The 19,926-nt window shown below is 42.5% G+C and carries 19 protein-coding genes and 1 riboswitch; of the genes, 9 read left to right on the plus strand and 10 right to left on the minus strand.

Features of this window, described 5'->3' with window-relative positions:
- Positions 1–2 precede the first annotated feature (2 nt).
- From PGR74_RS08380 to thiS, 3 genes are read right to left on the minus strand one after another with little or no spacing between them, the layout of a single operon-like run.
- Positions 3–1,988, minus strand: coding sequence for a thiamine phosphate synthase (locus PGR74_RS08380; protein ID WP_082027557.1), 1,986 nt, complete (start codon positions 1,986–1,988; stop codon positions 3–5).
- Between the two features lie 57 nt (positions 1,989–2,045).
- Positions 2,046–3,797, minus strand: a complete 1,752-nt coding sequence (gene thiC, locus PGR74_RS08385) for a phosphomethylpyrimidine synthase ThiC (RefSeq protein ID WP_110688621.1) — start codon at positions 3,795–3,797, stop codon at positions 2,046–2,048.
- A 52-nt stretch (positions 3,798–3,849) separates the two neighbouring features.
- Positions 3,850–4,050, minus strand: a complete 201-nt coding sequence (gene thiS / locus PGR74_RS08390) for a sulfur carrier protein ThiS (protein ID WP_041502030.1) — start codon at positions 4,048–4,050, stop codon at positions 3,850–3,852.
- A 62-nt stretch (positions 4,051–4,112) separates the two neighbouring features.
- Positions 4,113–4,248: riboswitch (TPP riboswitch) on the minus strand.
- Between the two features lie 143 nt (positions 4,249–4,391).
- Here thiS and PGR74_RS08395 point away from each other — a divergent pair.
- Positions 4,392–4,982 carry a lipocalin family protein gene (locus PGR74_RS08395; RefSeq protein WP_041505420.1) on the plus strand — a complete coding sequence of 197 codons (591 nt, stop codon included), beginning with the start codon at positions 4,392–4,394 and terminating at the stop codon, positions 4,980–4,982.
- Positions 4,983–5,063: 81 nt separating this feature from the next.
- Entirely contained in the window at positions 5,064–6,242 is a 1,179-nt protein-coding gene (locus PGR74_RS08400; RefSeq protein WP_041502028.1) for a DUF4468 domain-containing protein, read from the plus strand.
- On the opposite strand, the gene PGR74_RS08405 is transcribed toward PGR74_RS08400, so the two are convergent.
- A complete protein-coding gene (locus tag PGR74_RS08405; RefSeq protein WP_041502027.1) occupies positions 6,243–7,250 on the minus strand; it encodes an AI-2E family transporter in 1,008 nt (335 codons plus the stop codon).
- Positions 7,251–7,419: 169 nt separating this feature from the next.
- Between PGR74_RS08405 and htpG the strand changes: the two genes are divergently transcribed.
- The 7 genes from htpG (at position 7,420) to PGR74_RS08440 (ending at position 16,222) form a co-directional block, all read left to right on the plus strand.
- Positions 7,420–9,471, plus strand: a complete 2,052-nt coding sequence (gene htpG / locus PGR74_RS08410) for a molecular chaperone HtpG (RefSeq protein WP_041502026.1) — start codon at positions 7,420–7,422, stop codon at positions 9,469–9,471.
- Between the two features lie 109 nt (positions 9,472–9,580).
- Entirely contained in the window at positions 9,581–10,204 is a 624-nt protein-coding gene (locus PGR74_RS08415; protein ID WP_052634328.1) for an HdeD family acid-resistance protein, read from the plus strand.
- Positions 10,205–10,269: 65 nt separating this feature from the next.
- Entirely contained in the window at positions 10,270–10,923 is a 654-nt protein-coding gene (upp, locus tag PGR74_RS08420; RefSeq protein WP_082027558.1) for a uracil phosphoribosyltransferase, read from the plus strand.
- Positions 10,924–10,998: 75 nt separating this feature from the next.
- Positions 10,999–11,337, plus strand: coding sequence for a hypothetical protein (locus PGR74_RS08425; RefSeq protein ID WP_146216427.1), 339 nt, complete (start codon positions 10,999–11,001; stop codon positions 11,335–11,337).
- A gap of 90 nt (positions 11,338–11,427) precedes the next feature.
- Positions 11,428–14,712 (plus strand): preprotein translocase subunit SecA, encoded by a 3,285-nt coding sequence (gene secA / locus PGR74_RS08430; RefSeq protein ID WP_041502024.1) that lies wholly within the window; start codon positions 11,428–11,430, stop codon positions 14,710–14,712.
- Positions 14,713–14,789: 77 nt separating this feature from the next.
- Positions 14,790–15,710 (plus strand): prolipoprotein diacylglyceryl transferase, encoded by a 921-nt coding sequence (gene lgt, locus PGR74_RS08435; RefSeq protein WP_052634326.1) that lies wholly within the window; start codon positions 14,790–14,792, stop codon positions 15,708–15,710.
- A gap of 35 nt (positions 15,711–15,745) precedes the next feature.
- Positions 15,746–16,222, plus strand: coding sequence for a nucleoside deaminase (locus PGR74_RS08440; protein WP_041502023.1), 477 nt, complete (start codon positions 15,746–15,748; stop codon positions 16,220–16,222).
- Positions 16,223–16,247: 25 nt separating this feature from the next.
- On the opposite strand, the gene PGR74_RS08445 is transcribed toward PGR74_RS08440, so the two are convergent.
- The 6 genes from PGR74_RS08445 to PGR74_RS08470 all read right to left on the minus strand — a co-directional run bounded on the left by PGR74_RS08445 (position 16,248) and on the right by PGR74_RS08470 (position 19,913).
- On the minus strand, positions 16,248–16,424 hold the full coding sequence (locus PGR74_RS08445; protein ID WP_041502022.1) for a (2Fe-2S)-binding protein: 177 nt from the start codon (positions 16,422–16,424) through the stop codon (positions 16,248–16,250).
- Between the two features lie 168 nt (positions 16,425–16,592).
- On the minus strand, positions 16,593–17,279 hold the full coding sequence (locus PGR74_RS08450) for an RluA family pseudouridine synthase (RefSeq protein ID WP_041502199.1): 687 nt from the start codon (positions 17,277–17,279) through the stop codon (positions 16,593–16,595).
- A gap of 25 nt (positions 17,280–17,304) precedes the next feature.
- The gene (gene panB / locus PGR74_RS08455) at positions 17,305–18,120 is read right to left on the minus strand and encodes a 3-methyl-2-oxobutanoate hydroxymethyltransferase (protein ID WP_041502021.1); all 816 of its coding nucleotides are present in this window, start codon (positions 18,118–18,120) and stop codon (positions 17,305–17,307) included.
- Between the two features lie 30 nt (positions 18,121–18,150).
- Positions 18,151–18,822, minus strand: a complete 672-nt coding sequence (locus tag PGR74_RS08460) for a phosphatidylserine decarboxylase family protein (protein WP_041502020.1) — start codon at positions 18,820–18,822, stop codon at positions 18,151–18,153.
- A 79-nt stretch (positions 18,823–18,901) separates the two neighbouring features.
- Positions 18,902–19,711, minus strand: coding sequence for a phosphatidate cytidylyltransferase (locus PGR74_RS08465; protein WP_052634324.1), 810 nt, complete (start codon positions 19,709–19,711; stop codon positions 18,902–18,904).
- Positions 19,704–19,913, minus strand: coding sequence for a putative signal transducing protein (locus PGR74_RS08470; protein WP_041502018.1), 210 nt, complete (start codon positions 19,911–19,913; stop codon positions 19,704–19,706). The genes PGR74_RS08465 and PGR74_RS08470 overlap by 8 nt, the downstream gene beginning before the upstream one ends.
- Positions 19,914–19,926: the final 13 nt, after the last annotated feature.

Consider the following 19,926-nt stretch of genomic DNA (forward strand, 5'->3'; position numbering starts at 1 on the left):
TGCTAAATTTTATTGATTATAAGATTTATGATTTCTTCTGTTTTACTTGTTAGATTCTCACTGTTTTTGATGAGAGAGGAGAGAGCTATTCCGGATATACCCGTGGAAAATAAAGGAGAAATATCTTTTTCTTTGATTCCTCCGATAGCGTATACCGGAATGTTTATTCCTGTTTTTCGACAAGATTCCATGATGTTTCGATACCCCTCCAATCCCAGAACAGGACTTAATTTTTTCTTGGTTGTAGTATAGGTAAACGGCCCTAAACCGATGTAATCAATCCGTTGAACGGAGCGGGTCATTATATCTTTGAACGTGTTGCACGTGGCACCGATTATTTTATCGTTTCCCAGTAACTTGCGGGCCTCGAGTGGGTTCATATCTTCCTTTCCCAGATGTACCCCGTCCGCATCTAATTCCAAAGCTATATCGACCCGGTCGTTGATAATGAAAAGGGCGTTGTATTTCTGGCAAATGGCCTTTACTTCTGCCCCGGTTTTTAGGCATTCGGATCGATCGGTTTCTTTCATCCGCAATTGTATCCAGCGTATTCCTCCTTTACATGCGGCTTCGACCTGCTCCGGGATACTCATCCCCTCTTTGAAGTCGGTGATGTATTGTAACGGAAGTCGGTGTAGGTCGGTTTTAAACAGGGGGGAATACCGTGAAGGGTGTACTCCTAAACGGGTATCGTTGGATTGAATGAAATCGGAGACATATAGTTGTCCTTCCCGGCAGGCTACCGGTAAGGAGTAGCCTTGTGCCAATCGGGAAGCGATAACGGCCGAAAGAACACATCCCGTACCGTGCTTATCGTGTTTGTTACGGGAAACGGAACCCGAGTATTCATGCGTCGCCGTTATCAACCGATCGGTAGGGTATTCTTCCCGGTTATGACCGCCTTTCCATAAGATGTTTGTCCGTAAGGAGTGACAAACAGTTTGCAATCGGGTGATATTCTCGTTATAGTTTTCAGCCGGAAGAGAGAATAATTTACTTAATTCTTCCGCGTTGGGGGTAATTAAGTAAATTTTTCGCAAAATACTCATCAATTTTTTGCGGTCGTCATGCCGGTGAAATTCGAATCCGGCGCTGGCTTTTAGAATGGGATCCCAAATTATTTTTGTCCGGGGAAGTTTTTGCTTCAAGTAAGCGACGATCTGATCCAAAAGAGTAAAATCTTTAATCAGTCCGATTTTGATAACCCGGGGTGAGAATTCTTGCAGAATGATATCGCATTGTCGGGTAATCTCCTCGAATGTCAACCATCGGGTTTCAAGGTATTCGTTTTGATTCTGAAATGTTATAGCTGTACAGATTCCCAGTCCGTATACCCCGCAATTTTCAAACGTTTTGATATCGGAACTGATTCCGGCTCCGGAACTGGGATCGAATCCTGCTATACTTAGTACCGGAGTGGGGAATAATTTCAGGAAGCGAGAAATGGCTTCTTCGGATTTATTCCATATATAGCCCAATAGGGCTACGCCTGCGAAACCCATTTTGCGGCAGGATGAAACGCGATCCGCATCGACTCCTCCTAAAGCTATGATCTGTTTGTCCGTGGAGTTTAGGAAGCTTTTTAAAGTATCCGGATCAAACTTTGACCGATAACCGTATTTCGAAATACTGTCGAATATGGGACTTAAGAAGAGGTAGTCGGTGTGAAACGGTATGCGGTCTATTTCTTCCACGGTATGGCAGGAAACACTAACGTGATGATACGCGTTTTTCTCTTTCCATTGAGCGACTTGTTCGTATTTTAAGTGAACACCTTTTAGCCCGTATGTTTTTACCAGGCCGAAATGGTCATGAATGACGATTCTGTTCCGAAACGCGGGAATAATTTTTTGGATGAAATTTTCGTAATCCTTGCGGCTTCCTCCCGGTTTTCTCAGGTGTAACAGATGTAATCCGTTTTCAAAGAGTCTGTTTATTATCGATTCTTCGTGGGGAATAAATTCGGGAGGAGTTATAACAATAATCATAGAGTTTTCCTTAGGGAAGGAGAGATATCAATCATGTGTATCTCTCCTTCGTTCATGTTATTGATTTATTTTCTTTCTTAATTTTTCGCTTGCCCTCATGGAACAAAAATGTTCTCCGCACATGGAGCAGAAATGAGCCTCTTTATGACCTTCGGCCGGTAATGTTTCGTCGTGAAAACGTAAAGCTTTCTCCGAATCTAAGGCTAAATGAAACTGGTCTTTCCAACGGAATTCGAAACGAGCCTTGCTCATGGCATAATCCCGCCAGTAAGCGGCGGGATGTCCTTTGGCTAAGTCAGCCGCATGAGCGGCTAATTTGAACGTGATAACACCTTCCTTGACATCGTCCCGATTGGGTAAACCGAGGTGTTCTTTTTGTGTCACGTAACAGAGCATGGAAGTTCCGTACCAGCCGATCATGGCTCCGCCGATAGCGGACGTAATATGATCGTATCCCGGGGCAATATCCGTCACGAGGGGACCAAGAGTGTAAAAAGGAGCTTCGTTGCAATAGTCCAGCTCTAATTCCATGTTTTCTCGAATTTTTTGCATAGGAACGTGTCCCGGGCCTTCGATAAGTACTTGTACGTCGTGCTTCCAGGCAATTTTTGCCAGTTCACCGAGTGTTTTTAATTCGGCAATCTGTGCCTCGTCGTTGGAATCTGCTATACATCCCGGACGGAGTCCGTCTCCGATGGATATACCCACGTCGTATTTAGCCAGAATCTCGCATATATCTTCGAAATGGTCATATAGGAAACTTTCTTGTTTGTGGGTGGTACACCAATGTGCCATAATCGCTCCTCCCCGGGAAACGATTCCCGTAAGACGCTTTAGGGTAAGCGGTACGTGATGCCACCTTAAGCCGGCATGGATTGTAAAGTAATCGACTCCCTGTTCGGCTTGTTCTATCAGGGTATCGCGGTATATTTCCCAATTTAGCTCTTCCACTTTTCCCCGTACTTTTTCCAAAGCTTGATACAAGGGTACGGTCCCCACGGGAACCGGGGAGTTCCGGATGATCCATTCCCTGGTTTCATGAATGTTTTTGCCGGTGGAGAGATCCATGATCGTGTCGGCTCCCCAACGGAAAGCCCATACGGCTTTTTCAACCTCTTCCGAAATGGTCGATGTGATCGGAGAATTTCCAATATTGGCATTGATCTTGACAAGGAAATTGCGACCGATGATCATCGGTTCGCTCTCCGGGTGATTGATGTTGGCCGGGATGACGGCTCTGCCTGCCGCTACTTCCTGCCGAACAAATTCCGGCGTGATGTATGCCGGAACGTGAGCCCCTAAAGGTTCTCCTTTCTCTCTTTTATAGTTTTCCCGGATTTGGTCTACCTGTTGATTTTCCCGGATGGCAATAAACTCCATTTCCGGAGTGATGATTCCTTTCTTGGCATAATACATTTGCGTTACGCCCTGACCGGGCTTAGCTACTCGCGGATGCGTATTCACGTGTTCGAAACGAAGGTGATCCAGCGAGGGGTCGTTTTGCCTCATTTGTCCGTATTCGGAGCTTAATCCTTCTAATTGTACGGTATCGTTTCTTTCTCTGATCCATCGTTCCCTGATTTTTGGGAGACCTTTATTCAGGTCGACCTTGTAGGCGGGGTCCGTATAGGGTCCGGAGGTATCGTACACGACAACCGGTTCGTTTTCTACTTTTTGGCCATCCAAATCTATGGTCGGGGAGAGATTGATTCTGCGCATGGGTACTTCAATATCGAATATCTCTCCTTTCACGTAAAATTTTTCAGATCCTGGCAGCGGACCGCAGGAAACTTCCATTTCTTTTTCCATAATATGATTTTGATTTGATGATTTTTCTGTTTTGGTCGATCCAAGGATATTCTCAGCCGCCTTGTACGGCTTTGATGATGATGATCTTATTTCCGTCTTGTAGTTTCGTATTTTCCCATTCGGTTTTGGGAATAACGGTAAAGTCAATGGCAACGGCAATATTTTCGAAGGGAATACCGTTGTTGCTCAATACCTCTTTTAAGGTGTTTTCCGGAGAACAATGTGTTGCTTTGTCGTTGATGAAAATTTGCATAACCTCGTTGTTTTTGTTCGGTTGAACGTGAGTTCCGACCGGTTTTTTATTAATCAAAATTCAAAAAGGGAATGCACTCTACCTACGCCGGCATTACCCGGATCAGGTTATAGGGTATGATCTCAGCCCGTTGTATTGATCTGTGTTTACAGATAGAAATGAAATTATCTCATTTCTTAGGCACCCCTTGTTGAAAAATGTCAAGACAAAGCTAAGCATAATTTTATTAAAAAAGCAAGGAAAGGAATATTTAACGAAAGAATTATTCAGAGAGGATACCTCCGGATAATTTTCGTATTTTTGTATATCTGAAAAACGAGAACGATGGAAATAATTTGAATATGAAAAAAGTGATTTACCTGGCTTTGTTTTGGTCTCTGTTGATCGTGTTTGGAGCGGGCGGCTGCCAATCTTCCGGTAAGATTCAAACGCTTAGCGGCGTCGTTTTTGATGCTTCGATGAATAATATTATCGTGATTACGACGAAAGGCGATACGGTCGATATCAGTACGATGGATGCAGATCCTGCCAAAGTTCCCGGCGTACTGATTGATGATTCCGTCAAGATCTCTTACCGGAAAGAACGAATGGGTAACGGGACTGTTTTAAAAGCTCGGCAACTTATCGTGACCGTACATTCGCCTTACTATTACATTCAGGGAACCTGGCTCGAACCGAATCCGATAGATGCCGATGATCAACAGGGGTTTACGTTGAATCAGGACGGGACCGCATCCACTGTCGGTATGGCTACCTTAGAGATAAGGAATTGGGAGCTGAACGATGGAGTGTTGATATTGGGATACAAGAGTGTAGGTAACGGACAGACAATCGAAGGACAAGATACGTTGAATATTGTAAAACTAAATGCAGATTCGTTGGTTTTGTCAAGGGATAACGCAATATGCTGGCGTTTAGCTCGTCGAAAATAAAATGATCAATTTTAACGCTTCTAAACCGGAAATGTCGTTAACTCCTGTTATCTTTGCTACATATCATTAAGTAATAAATCTATGAAACAGCTTTTATTTTTACTTTTGTTTGTGCCGACAATACTTTTCGCACAGGAAAAAACCGATAAAAAATACTTGGCCGGAGCGGTTCCGGTAGTAGATGGTATGGTTACTTTTACCAAAGTAATTGAAGCGCCCGGACTTACTCGAGATCAGATTTATGAGAAATTAAGTCAGTGGGCGGAAAAACGATTCGTAGCCGATAAAGAGTTGGAGAGTCGGGTTTTATATATGGATCCTCAGGGTGGAACTATCGTTTGTCAAGGACAGGAGTATTTGGTATTTGCCGATAAATTGTTAGCGTTAGACCGTGCGGTAATAACTTATCAGGTATCATTGACGAGTTTCTCCGGAAATTGTTACATGAAGATCAGCTCTATTATCTATTCGTATAATACGGGACGTACGAACGGTATGGAGCTGTTGCGGGCCGAGAGTACGATCACGGACGAGCATACCTTGACCAAAAAGAGAGATAAATTAATTCGGGCGACCGGTAAATTTAGAATTCATACGATTGATTTGGTAGATCGTATGTACGACGATATCGTCAAGGTATTGGGAGGTAACGTCGGTGAGACGAAAACAAATGCCAATACTCCGTTGAAGGCGGTTGCCCCGGTCGAGATCGCCAGGGAGATGGCGGCAGACATGACCCACTCGTCCAGTCAATTGGAGGGGTATAAACAGATTGCTCCGGATAAAATTCCCGGAAATATAATCAAAATGCTTTCAGAAGGTTGGTCTTTGATTACAGCCGGCAATGACGAAAAATTCAATATGATGACAGCCAGTTGGGGCGGTTTGGGGTATCTGTATAATAAACCTGTCGCCTTTAGTTTTATATATCCTACTCGTTATACCTATCAACTGATGGAAAAAGGAGACACCTACACGATCTCTTTTTTCACGGAGACTTATAGGGAAGTTTTGGAATATTGTGGGAATCATTCGGGAAAAGATGCCGATAAGGTTAAGGAAAGCGGATTAACACCGATTACAACTCCTTCCGGGAGTAAGGCATTTTCCGAGGCGTGGATGATTATCGAATGCCGTAAGATGATTTCTCAGTCTATAACTCCGGAAGCTATATTCGACGAGCAATTGAAAGAAAAATGGGCGGGTAAGCAACTGCATAAAGTCTATATCGGCGAAATCGTAAACGTATGGGTGAAATAATCAGTTGTCTAAATACTCTTCTTTGAATATATTTACGCAAAGAATAAAGATAGATAAGAGAAGAGGACCGAAGATTACGCCCATAAAGCCGAATAGAGAAAGGCCGATAACTACTCCGAATATGGTAATCAACGGATGGGTATCGGCCATTTTCTTTTGTAATACAAAACGGATTAGATTGTCCACGTTAGCAATGACGATGATGGCGTAAACGGTTAAACCGATCGCGTGTCCCCAGTCTCCGCTTAATCCCATGTATAGGACTAACGGAATCCAGATCAATGCTGTACCTATGACGGGAATAATCGTTGCGAAGCAACTCAGTATACCGAATATCAACGGGCTGGGGGTTCCGAAGATATAATATCCTAACATGGCGATAGCTCCCTGAATGATGGCTAATAGAGGAATTCCGATCGCGTTTGATTTTACGATCATGTTGATTTCATGCAATATATTCCGGGAATTCTTTTTGTTGAAAGGAAGAATGTCATTGATATAGGCTTCCATTTTGGTTCCGCCGATTAACATGAAGTAGAGTATGAAAAGCAAAACCAATACGTTCATGGTAAAACTGCTGATACTTCCCATGAGAAATTGTCCTATTTTGGGTAAAATAGAGACCATAGAGGCAATATTGTCTTTACTTAAGGCGTAATAGCCCGTGTGTTGCTGGATGAGATCCGCCAGCCGTTCAATGGGGGCGATAAGCGTTTGGGGAGCGAGATTTATGGCGTGCAATTGATTTACAAGTAGCCAAATAACCAGAAATAGCGGAATTAAAAAACAAAGGATGGTTTCGCATAGCATCAGAAACGCCATTAGCCCTCGTTTCATATGTTTTTTTTCTGTCAGGTACAACATTTGTTGTCTGAGAAGAATATATATGGTTATCGCACCTAAAATACCGCCTAAAAAGGGAATGAATTTGATAAACAAGATGATTCCTAACACGAAGATAATGATGATAAGCGAATATTTCCAGTATTGTTCTTTTATATTACTCATAAGTGTTTCTGTTTATTTTAATGAATATCGACTAATTAACGATAAACGAAAGAAAAAAGTTATACGGATGTATTAAGAACTGTCAAATCGTCATTTGTTTGGATTTGGCATAACAATTGCCGGAAAGATTGCGTAAATTCAAAAATAACTAAATTAAAAATATAGAACTATGTCAACAGGAAAGATTGGTGTTTCAACGGGGGATTTGTTCCCGATTATCAAGAAATTTTTATATTCTGATCATGATATTTTCTTGAGAGAGATTGTCTCTAATGCGGTGGATGCTTCCCAAAAATTGAAAGTGTTGGCCACAAGCGGAGAGTTCAAGGGGGAAATGGGAGAGTTGAAAGTAAGAGTGAAGGCTGACAAAGCGGCAGGAACATTGACGGTTTCCGATAATGGTATCGGAATGACGGGGGAAGAGGTCGAAAAGTATATTAATCAGATCGCTTTTTCCGGAGCGGAGGAGTTTATGGCAAAATACAAGGATAACGGGGCGGCAATTATCGGTCATTTCGGATTAGGCTTTTATTCATCTTTCATGGTGAGCGATAAGGTGGAGATTATCACCAAATCTTATAAAGAAGGGGCAAAAGCCGTGAAATGGTCTTGTAACGGAACTCCCGAATACACGATGGAGGAGACGGAGAAGGCAGAGCGGGGAACGGATATTGTCATGCATATCAATGAAGAGGAGAAAGATTTTCTCGAGGATAATAAAATCAACGAATTGCTGACCAAATATTGTAGGTTCCTGCCTGTCGAAATTATCTTCGGAAAGAAAAAAGAGTGGAAAGACGGAGAGTACAAAGATACGGAAGAGGATAATGTAATCAATGATATAAATCCGGCCTGGACACGTAAACCTTCGGATTTGCAAGAGGAGGATTACTTGAAATTTTATCATCAACTGTATCCGATGGCCCAGGATCCGTTGTTCCATATCCATTTGAACGTGGATTATCCGTTTAATCTGACGGGTATCCTTTATTTTCCTAAAATCGATAACAAATTCGAAATACAGAAAAACAAGATCCAACTCTATTCGAATCAGGTTTATGTAACCGATTCGGTCGAGGGTATCGTTCCCGAGTATTTGACTTTGCTACACGGGGTAATCGATTCTCCGGATATTCCTTTGAATGTTTCCCGTTCTTATCTGCAAAGCGATCGTAACGTGAAAAAAATTTCCAATCATATCACGAAGAAAGTTGCGGATAGCCTGAGCGATATTTTTTCGAGCAACAGGGAAGAGTACGAGAAAAAATGGGATGATTTGAAGATTTTTATCCAATATGGAATGTTGACGGATGAAAAATTCGATGAGAGAGCCAAGGCAATTTTTCTTTTCAGGGATACCGACGGAAAATATTTCACGCTTGAAGAGTACGAAAATTTGATCAAACCGGACCAGACGGATAAGGATAATAAGATCGTTTATTTGTATGCTACGGACGTACATGAGCAATATACTTATATTGAAAAAGCCAAGAATAGAGGATACAGTGTGCTTTTGATGAACGGTCAGCTGGATACCCATTTTATCAATCACCTGGAGCAAAAAAATCCGGATCATCGTTTTGTACGGGTAGATGCGGATGTCATAGATAAATTGATTCAAAAATCCGAAACGAAAGAGACGACTTGGAGTGCTGTCGAACAAGAGGAACTTCGTACCGTTTTCTCTTCGCAACTTCCCAAGGATAACGGTATGTTCATGGTCTCTTTCGAAGCTATGGGAGAGGATAATGAACCGGTTGTCGTTACCCGTGCCGAATTTATGCGCCGAATGAAGGAGATGGCTGCCATGAATCCGGGAATGAGCTTTTACGGGTCGATGGGAGACCAGTATACTTTGGTTGTAAATACGGACCATAAGTTGGTCAACGAGGTTTTAGAGGAAGAGAAAAAGGCGATGAATGCTAAACTGGAACCTTTGGACTTCGAGATCAAAGAGACTGAAAGTAAGAAAACGGAGTTGGATGAATTGAACAAAGGAAAAAAAGAGGAAGAAATTCCTCAGGTGGATAAAGACCGGAAAACCGAATACGATAAGACCATTGCCGATTTAAGGAAACAAAAAACGACTTTGTTGGAAGAGTACGGACGCGGGAATAAGATCGTGGGGCAGTTGATCGATTTGGCTCTTCTTGCTAATGGACTGTTGAAGGGTGAAGCGTTGAATAAGTTTGTAAAAAGAAGCATAGAATTGATTAAATGATCTGCATAAAGAAAGAGCCGGATAAAAATCCGGCTTCTTTTTTGTCATGGGAAAACAAAAAAGAATTATCTTCGTTAAACATAATTGATGTCATTTTATACATAACTCTATGCAGATTATTTATTCTTCAACAAGCTACAAAAGATCGGTAATAAAGTCAATTATCGCGATCGTTTTAGGACTTATTTTAGTATTATGGCCTACGGAGGTGTTGAATTATACGGTGAAAATTATCGGGGCCGTATTTTTTATAACCGGATTGGTGTCACTGATTGTCTCATATAGAGACAAGGGTGAAGATTCCCCAGGCGAATTATCATCCTTTAATGGAATCGGAAGTATTATTCTGGGCCTTTTATTATGGTTTATGGCGGATTTCTTTACCAATATGTTGATGTATTTGTTGGGATTTATTCTGCTTGTTGCCGGTATCGGACAGTTGGTATTGTTGACGTCCGCACGGAAATTCGGTCCGATTCCTGCTGTAAATTATTTGTTTCCCGTGTTGATTCTGTTGGCTGGATTTATTGTATTTGCCAATCCTTTCTCGGCCAAAGAAGGGATCATCACTTTCTTCGGAATTACCACTGTCTTTTACGGAGTGACCGATTTGATCAATCAGTATAATATTAATAAACTACGTAAGCAGAGACAAGAGGAAGAACAACGCCAGAAGATGGGTGGCGGGGAGATCGAAGATGCGGATTACGAAGAGATCAAAGAGGATAACTGAATTTTTCACGTTCTCGAATTTTATTGTTTTCTTTGTGGCAGAATAAAAAAGATCTACAAAGTATCATGGTAAAGGTAATCAATGAAGAAAATTCTGTTTATAATCGTTTTTTGGCAGAGTTACGGGATATAAACATTCAGAAGGATTCCTTGCGTTTTCGTCGGAATTTGGAACGGGTGGGGGAGATTATGGCTTACGAGATCAGTAAGACCTTTCGTTACGATACGTGTAAGGTACGTACTCCGATTGATGTGGCTGAGGTTATGTTACCGACGGATAAGGTTGTTGTTGCCTCTGTCATGAGGGCGGGACTTCCTTTTCATCAAGGCTTTTTAAACTATTTCGACAGTGCGGAGAATGCTTTTATTTCGGCCCGACGTGCTTACCGAGATGATCACGGCTTTGAGATCCGTTTTGATTCGATATATACGCCGGATCTGAGAAAGAAACAACTGTTGTTGGTTGATCCTATGTTGGCCACGGGAGCCTCCCTTGTGGTTGCTTATCGTGAGTTGTTGAAACAAGGCGGAAAACCCGATCATACCCATATTGCGGCAATTATAACCAGTAGACAAGGGTTGTATCATGTGACCGAAGCATTAAAAGAGGAACCGGTTACTTTGTGGACTGGAGCTATTGATGAGCGGTTGACCGATAAATCATATATCGATCCGGGAATCGGAGACGCGGGGGATTTGGCTTTTGGAGAAAAGTTATAAGAAGGTGAAGCGATTTTTTCTCTATCTTTTTTTGTTAACGTTTAGTTTTTAACTTTATTGTATTATCTTTGGCTTGTGGAAATGAATAAATACCTGTTAGCAGCACTTTATGTCGTGGCCGGATGTGTCGTGACAATACCTTCCGGCGGACGTAATGAAAGTGTACCTGTCGGAAGGGATAGTTACAGGTTATTGATATCTTCTACTCAAAAGATTATTACCGTTGCATTGGAGAAAAAGTCAGTTGATGAACTGGCTTTTGATGTGTTTGGAGCCCAAAGCTTAACGACAATATCCGATTTGATTGCAGATCGTTTTTCTTGTTCGTGGGTTGCGCTTCCCGGGTTTAAGTCTCCTGACGTGGCGGCCAATCCCATCCGGGCGCCCGGAAAGGCACTGCAATTCAAGGTTTGAGTCTATATGGTTTTTGATCGCGATAGGTGATGCGATCCTGTAGAACCATCTTAAATATAAATAATCAGTTTTCATAAATACAAAAGAAATATGGGTTTTAATGATATATTAAAACAACTCTTCGGTAATAAATCGGATCGGGATTTAAAAGAGTTGTTGCCTATTGTGGCTAAAGTAAATGCCGAGTGGGAAAAGGTAAAAAAATTAAGCGATGATGAGCTTCGTGCACTTTCGGCAGATTTGAAGGCCAAGGTACACGCCTACGTGAAGGAGGAAGAAGACGAGATTGCAACGTTAAAAGCAAAGATCGAAAATGAGAAACCTTCCATAGAAGAACGGGAGGATATCTATACGAAGATTGACAAGTTAGAGGAGCAGATCGATAAAAAGATAGAAGAGGTTTTAAACGAGATTATGCCGACGGCTTTTGCCGTCATGAAAGATACGGCCCGACGCTTTACCGAGAATAAAGAGATTGTGGTCAAAGCGAATGATTTCGATCGTCAGTTAGCCGTTACGAAAGATTTTGTGGAGATTGACGGCGACGAGGCTATCTATTTCAATTCTTGGATAGCAGGAGGAAACGAGGTTACCTGGGATATGGTACATTACGATGTGCAGTTGATCGGTGGTGCCGTGTTGCATCAGGGAAAAATTGCGGAGATGGCTACCGGCGAGGGTAAAACTTTAGTGGCAACCCTACCTGTTTTCCTGAATGCTTTGACCGGACGAGGGGTGCATGTCGTGACCGTGAATGACTATTTGGCTAAACGTGACTCGGAATGGATGGGGCCGCTCTATATGTTCCATGGGTTATCCGTGGACTGTATTGACAAAACGGAACCTAACTCTCCGGAACGTAGAAAGGCGTATCAGGCAGATATAACTTTCGGAACGAATAATGAATTCGGTTTCGATTATTTGAGGGATAATATGTCTATTCATCCCGAAGATCTGGTACAAAGAAAACACAATTATGCCATTGTCGATGAGGTAGACTCCGTGTTGATCGATGACGCCCGTACCCCGTTGATTATTTCGGGTCCGGTTCCCAAAGGGGATGATCAGATGTTCGACGAGTATAAGCCTCGCGTGGAGAAGTTGGTTAAAATGCAGAGGGATTTGGTAACCCGCATTTTCAATGAGGCAAAAGTGCTTTTGGCCAGTGATGATAAAAAGAAAGTGGATGAAGGAGCCATTCTTTTGTTGAGGGCTTTTAAAGGATTGCCTAAGTATAAGCCGTTGATCAAGTTTTTGAGTGAACAGGGAAATAAGGCGATTTTGGTTAGGACGGAGAATATCTATATGCAGGAGAATAATCGCCGGATGCCGGAGATCACCGATGATCTTTATTTTGTGATCGATGAAAAACAGAATTCCATCGACCTGACCGATAAAGGACATGATACGATTACGGCTGCGGGTGAGGATCCTGATTTCTTTATTTTGCCGGATATCGGGTCGGAATTAGCGGAGATTGATAAGATGGGATTGTCGGACGAGGACAAGATTGCTAAAAAGGATGAGCTGATCCAAGGATATGCAGCCAAATCGGAACGAGTGCATACGGTAAATCAATTATTGAAGGCCTATACCTTATTTGAACTTGACGTGGAATACGTGGTGATCGATAATAAAGTGAAGATCGTGGACGAACAGACGGGACGTATTATGGAAGGACGCCGTTATTCAGACGGTCTGCATCAAGCTATCGAAGCAAAGGAAAATGTAAAGGTTGAAGCTGCCACTCAGACATTTGCTACCATTACGTTACAGAACTATTTCAGGATGTACCATAAGTTGGCCGGTATGACCGGTACGGCAGAAACGGAAGCGGGAGAGTTCTGGGATATATATAAATTGGATGTAGTGGTTATTCCGACCAACCGTCCGGTGGTACGTAAGGACGCCAACGATTATGTGTATAAGACCAAACGCGAAAAATACAATGCCGTTATCGATGAAATTACCCGTTTGGTAGGAGAAGGACGTCCTGTATTGGTCGGTACGACCTCGGTAGAGGTTTCCGAATTACTAAGCCGTATGTTGAAACTGAGGGGTATCAAGCATAATGTATTGAATGCCAAGTTGCATCAACGAGAGGCTGAGATTGTAGCGGTTGCAGGTCAGTCGCAAGTGGTTACCATTGCAACCAATATGGCGGGTCGTGGTACCGATATCAAATTGAGCCCGGAAGTGAGGGCTGCCGGCGGTTTGGCTATTGTGGGGACGGAACGTCATGATTCTCGTCGCGTCGACCGGCAGTTACGCGGTCGTGCGGGACGTCAGGGTGATCCGGGGTCTTCTCAGTTCTTCGTTTCCCTGGAAGACGATTTGATGCGTTTGTTCAGTTCCGAGCGGATTATTCGGGTGATGGATCGTTTGGGACATGAGGAGGGGGATGTGATTCAACACTCCATGATTACAAAATCTATCGAGAGAGCTCAACGAAAGGTGGAAGAGAATAACTTCGGTATCCGTAAGCGTTTGTTGGAGTACGACGACGTGATGAACTCGCAACGGGAAGTTATTTATAAAAAGAGACGTCATGCGTTGTTGGGCGAACGGATTGGAGTGGATATCGCCAATACGATGTATGATGTTTGCGAGGGATTGGTTGAGGAATATAAAGAGGCAAACGATTTGGAAGGGTTCCGTTTAGCCGTGTTGAAGAATCTTTCCGTCAACTACGAGATCACTCCTGAAGTTTTCCAGAAAAAATCGGTAGCTGATATTACGGAAGATTTGTATCGGCAGATGCGGGAAACATACACCCGAAAAGTGGAAAGTATCTCCCGTCAGGCTTTCCCGGTGATTAAGAATGTATTCGAACAGCGGGGAGAGTTGTTTAAGAATATTATAGTGCCTTTCACGGACGGAATGAAGATGTATAATGTCGTTACCAATTTGGAAAAAGCCTATCATTCGGGTGGAGAAGAGTTGGTTCGGGCATACGAGAAATCAATCATGCTTGCCCATATCGATGACGCGTGGAAGGAGCATTTGAGAGAGATGGACGATTTGAAACAATCCGTGCAGAATGCTACTTATGAACAAAAAGATCCGTTGCTGATCTATAAATTCGAGTCGTTCAACCTGTTTAAATCCATGGTCGACAAAATCAACAAAAGCGTGGTTTCCACGCTGATGAAGGGACAGATTCCTTTCGAAGCATCGGAAGATGTACGTCAGGCCGAAGAGAGACGTACGGATTTGAGTAAAATGAAAACCGGGCGTTCGGATATGGCTCCTCAAGCCAACCGGGAACAACGCAAACAGGAACCGGTACACGTGGGACCGAAGGTCGGACGTAACGATCCTTGTCCTTGCGGAAGCGGCAAAAAATACAAAAATTGTCACGGGAAAGAAGAGTAATAAACGAATGAGGAAATCCGGAGGTTGGTTTATTGATCTCCGGATTTCATTCTCTATATAATCTTTAAATCAAAAACATGATTTCGCTTTATATTGATTGGAACGTAAGTCCGGAGATATTTAATTTGGGAGGCATTTCTGTCCGTTATTACGGATTATTGTTTGCGTTGGCCTTTATATTTGGCTATAAGGTTGAAGAAAAGATGTTCCAATCGGAAGGTCTGAGTCAGAAATGGCTGGATAAGCTATGGATATATGTTGCCATAGCCACGGTGATAGGTGCTCGTTTAGGGCATTGTTTTTTCTATGATTGGGATTATTACAGCAGTCATCCACTTGAGATCATTTTACCGGTACGTTTTGAAGGTGGATTCCATTTTACGGGATACCAAGGACTGGCAAGTCACGGGGCTGCTATCGGAATTATTGTCGGATTATGGTATTACTCTAAAAAGGTAAGTAAAAAATCCATATTCTGGATATTGGACCGGGCTGTCGTGCCGATTGCGTTAGCGGGATTCTTTATTCGGATGGGAAATTTTATGAATTCGGAGATTATCGGGGCTCCGACAGCCGTACCCTGGGGATTTCATTTTTTGCGGGTGGACGATAGCGAGTGGATAAAGGCCGTTTTTTCCACGGAACAGATTACACAATACCTGAAGGACGGGATTATTGCCAAGACCCGTACGGGTCTTCATTTCCTCAGGCATCCGGCCCAGTTGTACGAAGCGATCTGTTATTTGATTAGTTTTGCCGTACTTATGCATCTCTATTGGAAAACGAAGGTGAAAGAGAGAGAGGGGTATCTTTTCGGGATGTTTCTCGTATTGATCTTTACGGCTCGTTTCATCATCGAATTCTTTAAGGAGGTACAGGAACCCTGGGAGGCAGAAATGGCGTTGAAGATGGGACAATGGTTAAGTATTCCTTTCGTCCTGTTCGGAGCATTTATGATATGGTACAGTAGCCGGAAAAAAGTTAAGGCAAAAAATTGAATTAGTTCGTTTTTATATATAAATTATTCATTCATATGGCTGCATACAATAAGGAGTTTATGAAAGAGGCGATTCGTATAGCCTTGGATAACGTGAAAAACGGAACGGGTGGACCTTTCGGGGCGATTGTCGTACGTGACGGAAAAATTATCGCTACATCCGGTAACACGGTTGTGCCGGATAACGATCCGACCGCTCATGCCGAGGTGAATGCCATACGAAAGGCTTGTAAGCAGTTGGATTCTTTTCAATTGAAAGGGTGTGATATTTACTCCAGTTGCGAACCTTGTCCGATGTGCTTAGGGGCCATCTATTGGGCACGTCCCGATCATCTTTATTATGCTTCTACCAAAGAAGATGCGGCCGATGGCGGATTCGACGACTCTTTCATCTATAAGGAGATTGCCTTGGACGGTCCCGATCGTTTCATTCCCTTTATCAATAAACGGGAGGAGGGAAGCGGAGAGGAGTTCCGATTATGGAAAGAGAATGAAAATAAAACAGTCTATTGAAAAAGGTGCTTTTTAAAAGCACCTTTTATTTGTTGATTTCATCCAGAATAGCCTGGATTTCATCTTGACAGCCACCGCACCCACATCCTGCATTTGTAGCGTCACCGACTTCTTCTACTGTTTTTAAACCTTGTTCCCGAATCGCTTTTACGATATCGGCCTTTGATACTTGAAAACAGTTACAGATTATTTCCTCACTCATAGATTATATTATTCTACTGTTATGTGTGCGTTTCAAAGATAAAGTATTTTTTTTTAAGAATCATATAAGATTCGATATTATCTATTTATGAGAGGATAGAGAAAATCTATTTACAGCGAAAACGGGATCCTACAAGCGATCCCGTTAAGTTATGTTGAAGAATTCGGATTATTTTAAGTTATTATAGAAGAAACTCCAAAGGTTGTCTTCCAATGGCGGGGTAGCCGTGATGGTGATCATCTCCTGTTTTACAGGGTGCATAAAACTAATGCTGCGAGCATGTAAACTGATACCTCCTCCGGGATTGGAACGAGGCGAACCGTATTTCAGGTCGCCCTTGATGGGACATCCTATTTTAGCTAACTGGCAACGGATTTGATGGTGTCTGCCCGTGCAGAGTTTTACTTCTAACAGGAAATAGTTTTGGCTTCCGTTGATTAACTTGTATTCCAAGATAGCCTCTTTAGCACCCGGACGAGGGCGGGTGTACACGGAAGATTTATTTTTTTCCGTATCGCGTACTAAATAATGGACTAAACGTGCTTCGTCCTCTTGCGGCAGTTCGCTTACGATCGCCCAATAAATCTTGGTTATCTCGTTGTCATGTTCCTGGAACATTTTATTTAACCGGGTAAGAGCTTTGCTTGTTTTGGCGAAGAGGACGACACCGCTTACAGGTCTATCTACCCGGTGGGGAATTCCGAGAAATACATCTCCCGGTTTGTTGTATTTCTTTTTGATGTATGCTTTTACCTGCTCGCTAAGAGGTTCGTCTCCGGTTTTGTCCGCCTGTACAATATCGGAATTTTTTTTATTGACGGCAATGATATGATTATCCTCGTATAAAATTTCCAAACTCATTTTTTCTATTTTTTCAAATTTAATATTGCTCCCTTTCGTTCGGGAAGTTTCTGCTTTTTACATCGTTGATGTAATTGCTTACAGCTCCGCTGATCTCCGCGTACAGATTGTGATAGCGGCGTAAGAAACGAGGGGAGAATTCCTGATTGATACCTAACATGTCGTGTATAACCAATACCTGACCGTCAACACCACCGCCAGCACCGATGCCGATTACCGGTATCGTTAACTCTTTAGCGACGCGGGCGGCTAATTGGGCCGGGATTTTCTCCAAAACAAGTGCGAAGCATCCTGCTTCCTCCAACAAGTGGGCATCTGCTACCAATTTTTCAGCCTCGTCATTTTCTTGAGCTCGAACTACATAGGTTCCGAACTTGTGAATACTTTGTGGGGTTAATCCCAAATGTCCCATGATAGGTATTCCAGCAGAAAGAATGCGGGCAATGGATTCCAGTATCTCTTCACCTCCTTCTAATTTTACGGCATCGGCACTGGTCTCTTTCATGATTCGTATGGCGGAACACAAGGCCTCTTTACTGTTTCCCTGGTAGCTGCCGAAAGGCATATCGACAACAACCAGAGCGCGGTCTACCCCTCTGACCACGGAGGCCCCGTGGTAGATCATTTGATCGAGAGTGATCGGTAAAGTCGTTTCGTGTCCTGCCATGACGTTCGAAGCCGAGTCTCCAACAAGGATAACGTCTATTCCTGCATGATCAATGATTTGGGCCATAGAGAAGTCGTAGGCCGTCAACATGCTTATTTTTTCGCCCTTTAGTTTCATCTCCGATAAAACATGGGTAGTAACTCTTTTTACTTTCCTTTGAACTGACATTGCATTCTGATTTGTAAATCCGCTGACGTATCACTTGGATTCAGGGTTCTGAAATGTTCCGATAAGTGTTTGTGAACCGGTCACTTTCTGACCTAATTTTACATTGATTTGGGTTCCGAGAGGTAAAAAAAGATCCACTCTTGAACCGAATTTAATAAATCCTGCATGTTCGTCTTGGCGAGCTTCTCCTCCCACGGGGGCATAAGAAACAATTCGCTTAGCCATGGCTCCCGCGATCTGTCGCATAACGATCTCTTGTCCGTTTCGAGCCTCGATGGCAATGGTTGTTCTCTCGTTTTCCGTGGAAGATTTCGGCAGGTAGGCGGCCATGTATCTTCCTTGATGGTATTTAAAATATTTGATGATGCCGTTTATGGCAAACCAATTGATATGCACGTTAAAAATATTCATAAAGATAGATACTTGAATACATCGACTTTTCAGGTATTCAGGCTCGTATGTCTCTTCTACGACCACGATTTTTCCGTCTGCGGGGGCTAAGATCGTGTTATCGTTTACTTGAATATGCCGATGGGGAAATCGAAAGAAGTTTACGATCAGCAGGTATATGACGGCGCTTACTACAAGTATGATCCGAAAAATAAGATCGCTTGGAATGAAGACATAGATCAATACGTTTATAAAAGCAATAAACACGAAAACTTTGAATAGTAACGGATAGCCAGCCTTATGTATTTTCATCGGGTAATATTTTAGTTCGCAAAGAGCGATTGGTCTTTATTAGTCTTATTATGATTTTATTTCAAAACAAGTCGCAAAGTTAATACATGAATTCCATATAAACAAAAATAGCGGGGATTGCGAAGATAATTGCATCGAATCTGTCCAAAATCCCCCCGTGTCCCGGTAATATATTACCCGAATCTTTTATCTCGATGCTTCGCTTAAAGAGGGATTCCAATAAGTCCCCGTATATTCCGAATACGACTACGATACAGGCTATGATGGCCGTATCTATGATGGTATATCCTTCGATGTGTGGGGCTATACAAAGAGCGGCAAGAATGGTAGTGACTCCTCCGCCGATAGCTCCTTCCCAGGATTTTTTAGGTGATATTCTGGGGAATAATTTATGTTTCCCGAATTGAGAACCGAACAGGTAGGCGAATGTATCGTTGATCCACACGAGCAGGAATGGGAAAAAGATAATTTCCGGCATCCATTGACCGGAAGTCATGTAAGGAAGGTAGATCAATAGAGTGAAAGGCAAACTGATATACAATAAGGCGTAATAAGAAAAGGCTATGTTCTGAAAACCGTTTCCTTGTTTTCGGTATAATTCCCGGATGGCCATCAGAAAGGTCAACAGGAAAAAGAATAGATATCCGTCTTTGTAATCAATGTAGTTATGCAGAAATCCTGCCGTGAAGAGTACGCTGCCGCACAGGATGCAGAACGGAAAATTAATGTGGATGTTCATTTTTTTTGCCATTCTTCCGAATTCGATAATCCCCAATATATTGATGATAAAAAAGAGTATATAAAAGCAAATGGGGTGTATGAAAATACACCCTGTTAAAATGAATACGAACAGCAATCCGCTGATGGCTCTTTTCCAGAAATTACTCACGATCGTTCTTGTTTTTAATTACTTTTTCAGCCTCTTCTTTATGCTCTTTATTCACCATTACATTTACCTCTCCGAGCATGATATAAGAAGAATCCTTTTGGTTTAAAATCACGGCGGGAATGTTCGAATCGCTTAATAGTTCTTTGATCCTTTCCGCCTCAAATTCTTCATTTGTCGTAAAAACAGATACCCAATTGTCCATGGATTTACATGTA

Source organism: Sanguibacteroides sp. AM78-02pH3A (genome assembly GCF_027666085.1).
Classification (GTDB): domain Bacteria; phylum Bacteroidota; class Bacteroidia; order Bacteroidales; family Marinifilaceae; genus Gabonibacter; species Gabonibacter massiliensis.

Coding starts and splice junctions, on each gene's coding strand:
- PGR74_RS08380 (WP_082027557.1), bottom strand. CDS start 1,988: ATGATTATTGTTATAACTCCTCCCGAATTTATTCCCCACGAAGAATCG.
- thiC (WP_110688621.1), bottom strand. CDS start 3,797: ATGGAAAAAGAAATGGAAGTTTCCTGCGGTCCGCTGCCAGGATCTGAA.
- thiS (WP_041502030.1), bottom strand. CDS start 4,050: ATGCAAATTTTCATCAACGACAAAGCAACACATTGTTCTCCGGAAAAC.
- PGR74_RS08395 (WP_041505420.1), top strand. CDS start 4,392: ATGAAAAAAGTGATTTACCTGGCTTTGTTTTGGTCTCTGTTGATCGTG.
- PGR74_RS08400 (WP_041502028.1), top strand. CDS start 5,064: ATGAAACAGCTTTTATTTTTACTTTTGTTTGTGCCGACAATACTTTTC.
- PGR74_RS08405 (WP_041502027.1), bottom strand. CDS start 7,250: ATGAGTAATATAAAAGAACAATACTGGAAATATTCGCTTATCATCATT.
- htpG (WP_041502026.1), top strand. CDS start 7,420: ATGTCAACAGGAAAGATTGGTGTTTCAACGGGGGATTTGTTCCCGATT.
- PGR74_RS08415 (WP_052634328.1), top strand. CDS start 9,581: ATGCAGATTATTTATTCTTCAACAAGCTACAAAAGATCGGTAATAAAG.
- upp (WP_082027558.1), top strand. CDS start 10,270: ATGGTAAAGGTAATCAATGAAGAAAATTCTGTTTATAATCGTTTTTTG.
- secA (WP_041502024.1), top strand. CDS start 11,428: ATGGGTTTTAATGATATATTAAAACAACTCTTCGGTAATAAATCGGAT.
- lgt (WP_052634326.1), top strand. CDS start 14,790: ATGATTTCGCTTTATATTGATTGGAACGTAAGTCCGGAGATATTTAAT.
- PGR74_RS08440 (WP_041502023.1), top strand. CDS start 15,746: ATGGCTGCATACAATAAGGAGTTTATGAAAGAGGCGATTCGTATAGCC.
- PGR74_RS08445 (WP_041502022.1), bottom strand. CDS start 16,424: ATGAGTGAGGAAATAATCTGTAACTGTTTTCAAGTATCAAAGGCCGAT.
- panB (WP_041502021.1), bottom strand. CDS start 18,120: ATGTCAGTTCAAAGGAAAGTAAAAAGAGTTACTACCCATGTTTTATCG.
- PGR74_RS08460 (WP_041502020.1), bottom strand. CDS start 18,822: ATGAAAATACATAAGGCTGGCTATCCGTTACTATTCAAAGTTTTCGTG.
- PGR74_RS08470 (WP_041502018.1), bottom strand. CDS start 19,913: ATGGACAATTGGGTATCTGTTTTTACGACAAATGAAGAATTTGAGGCG.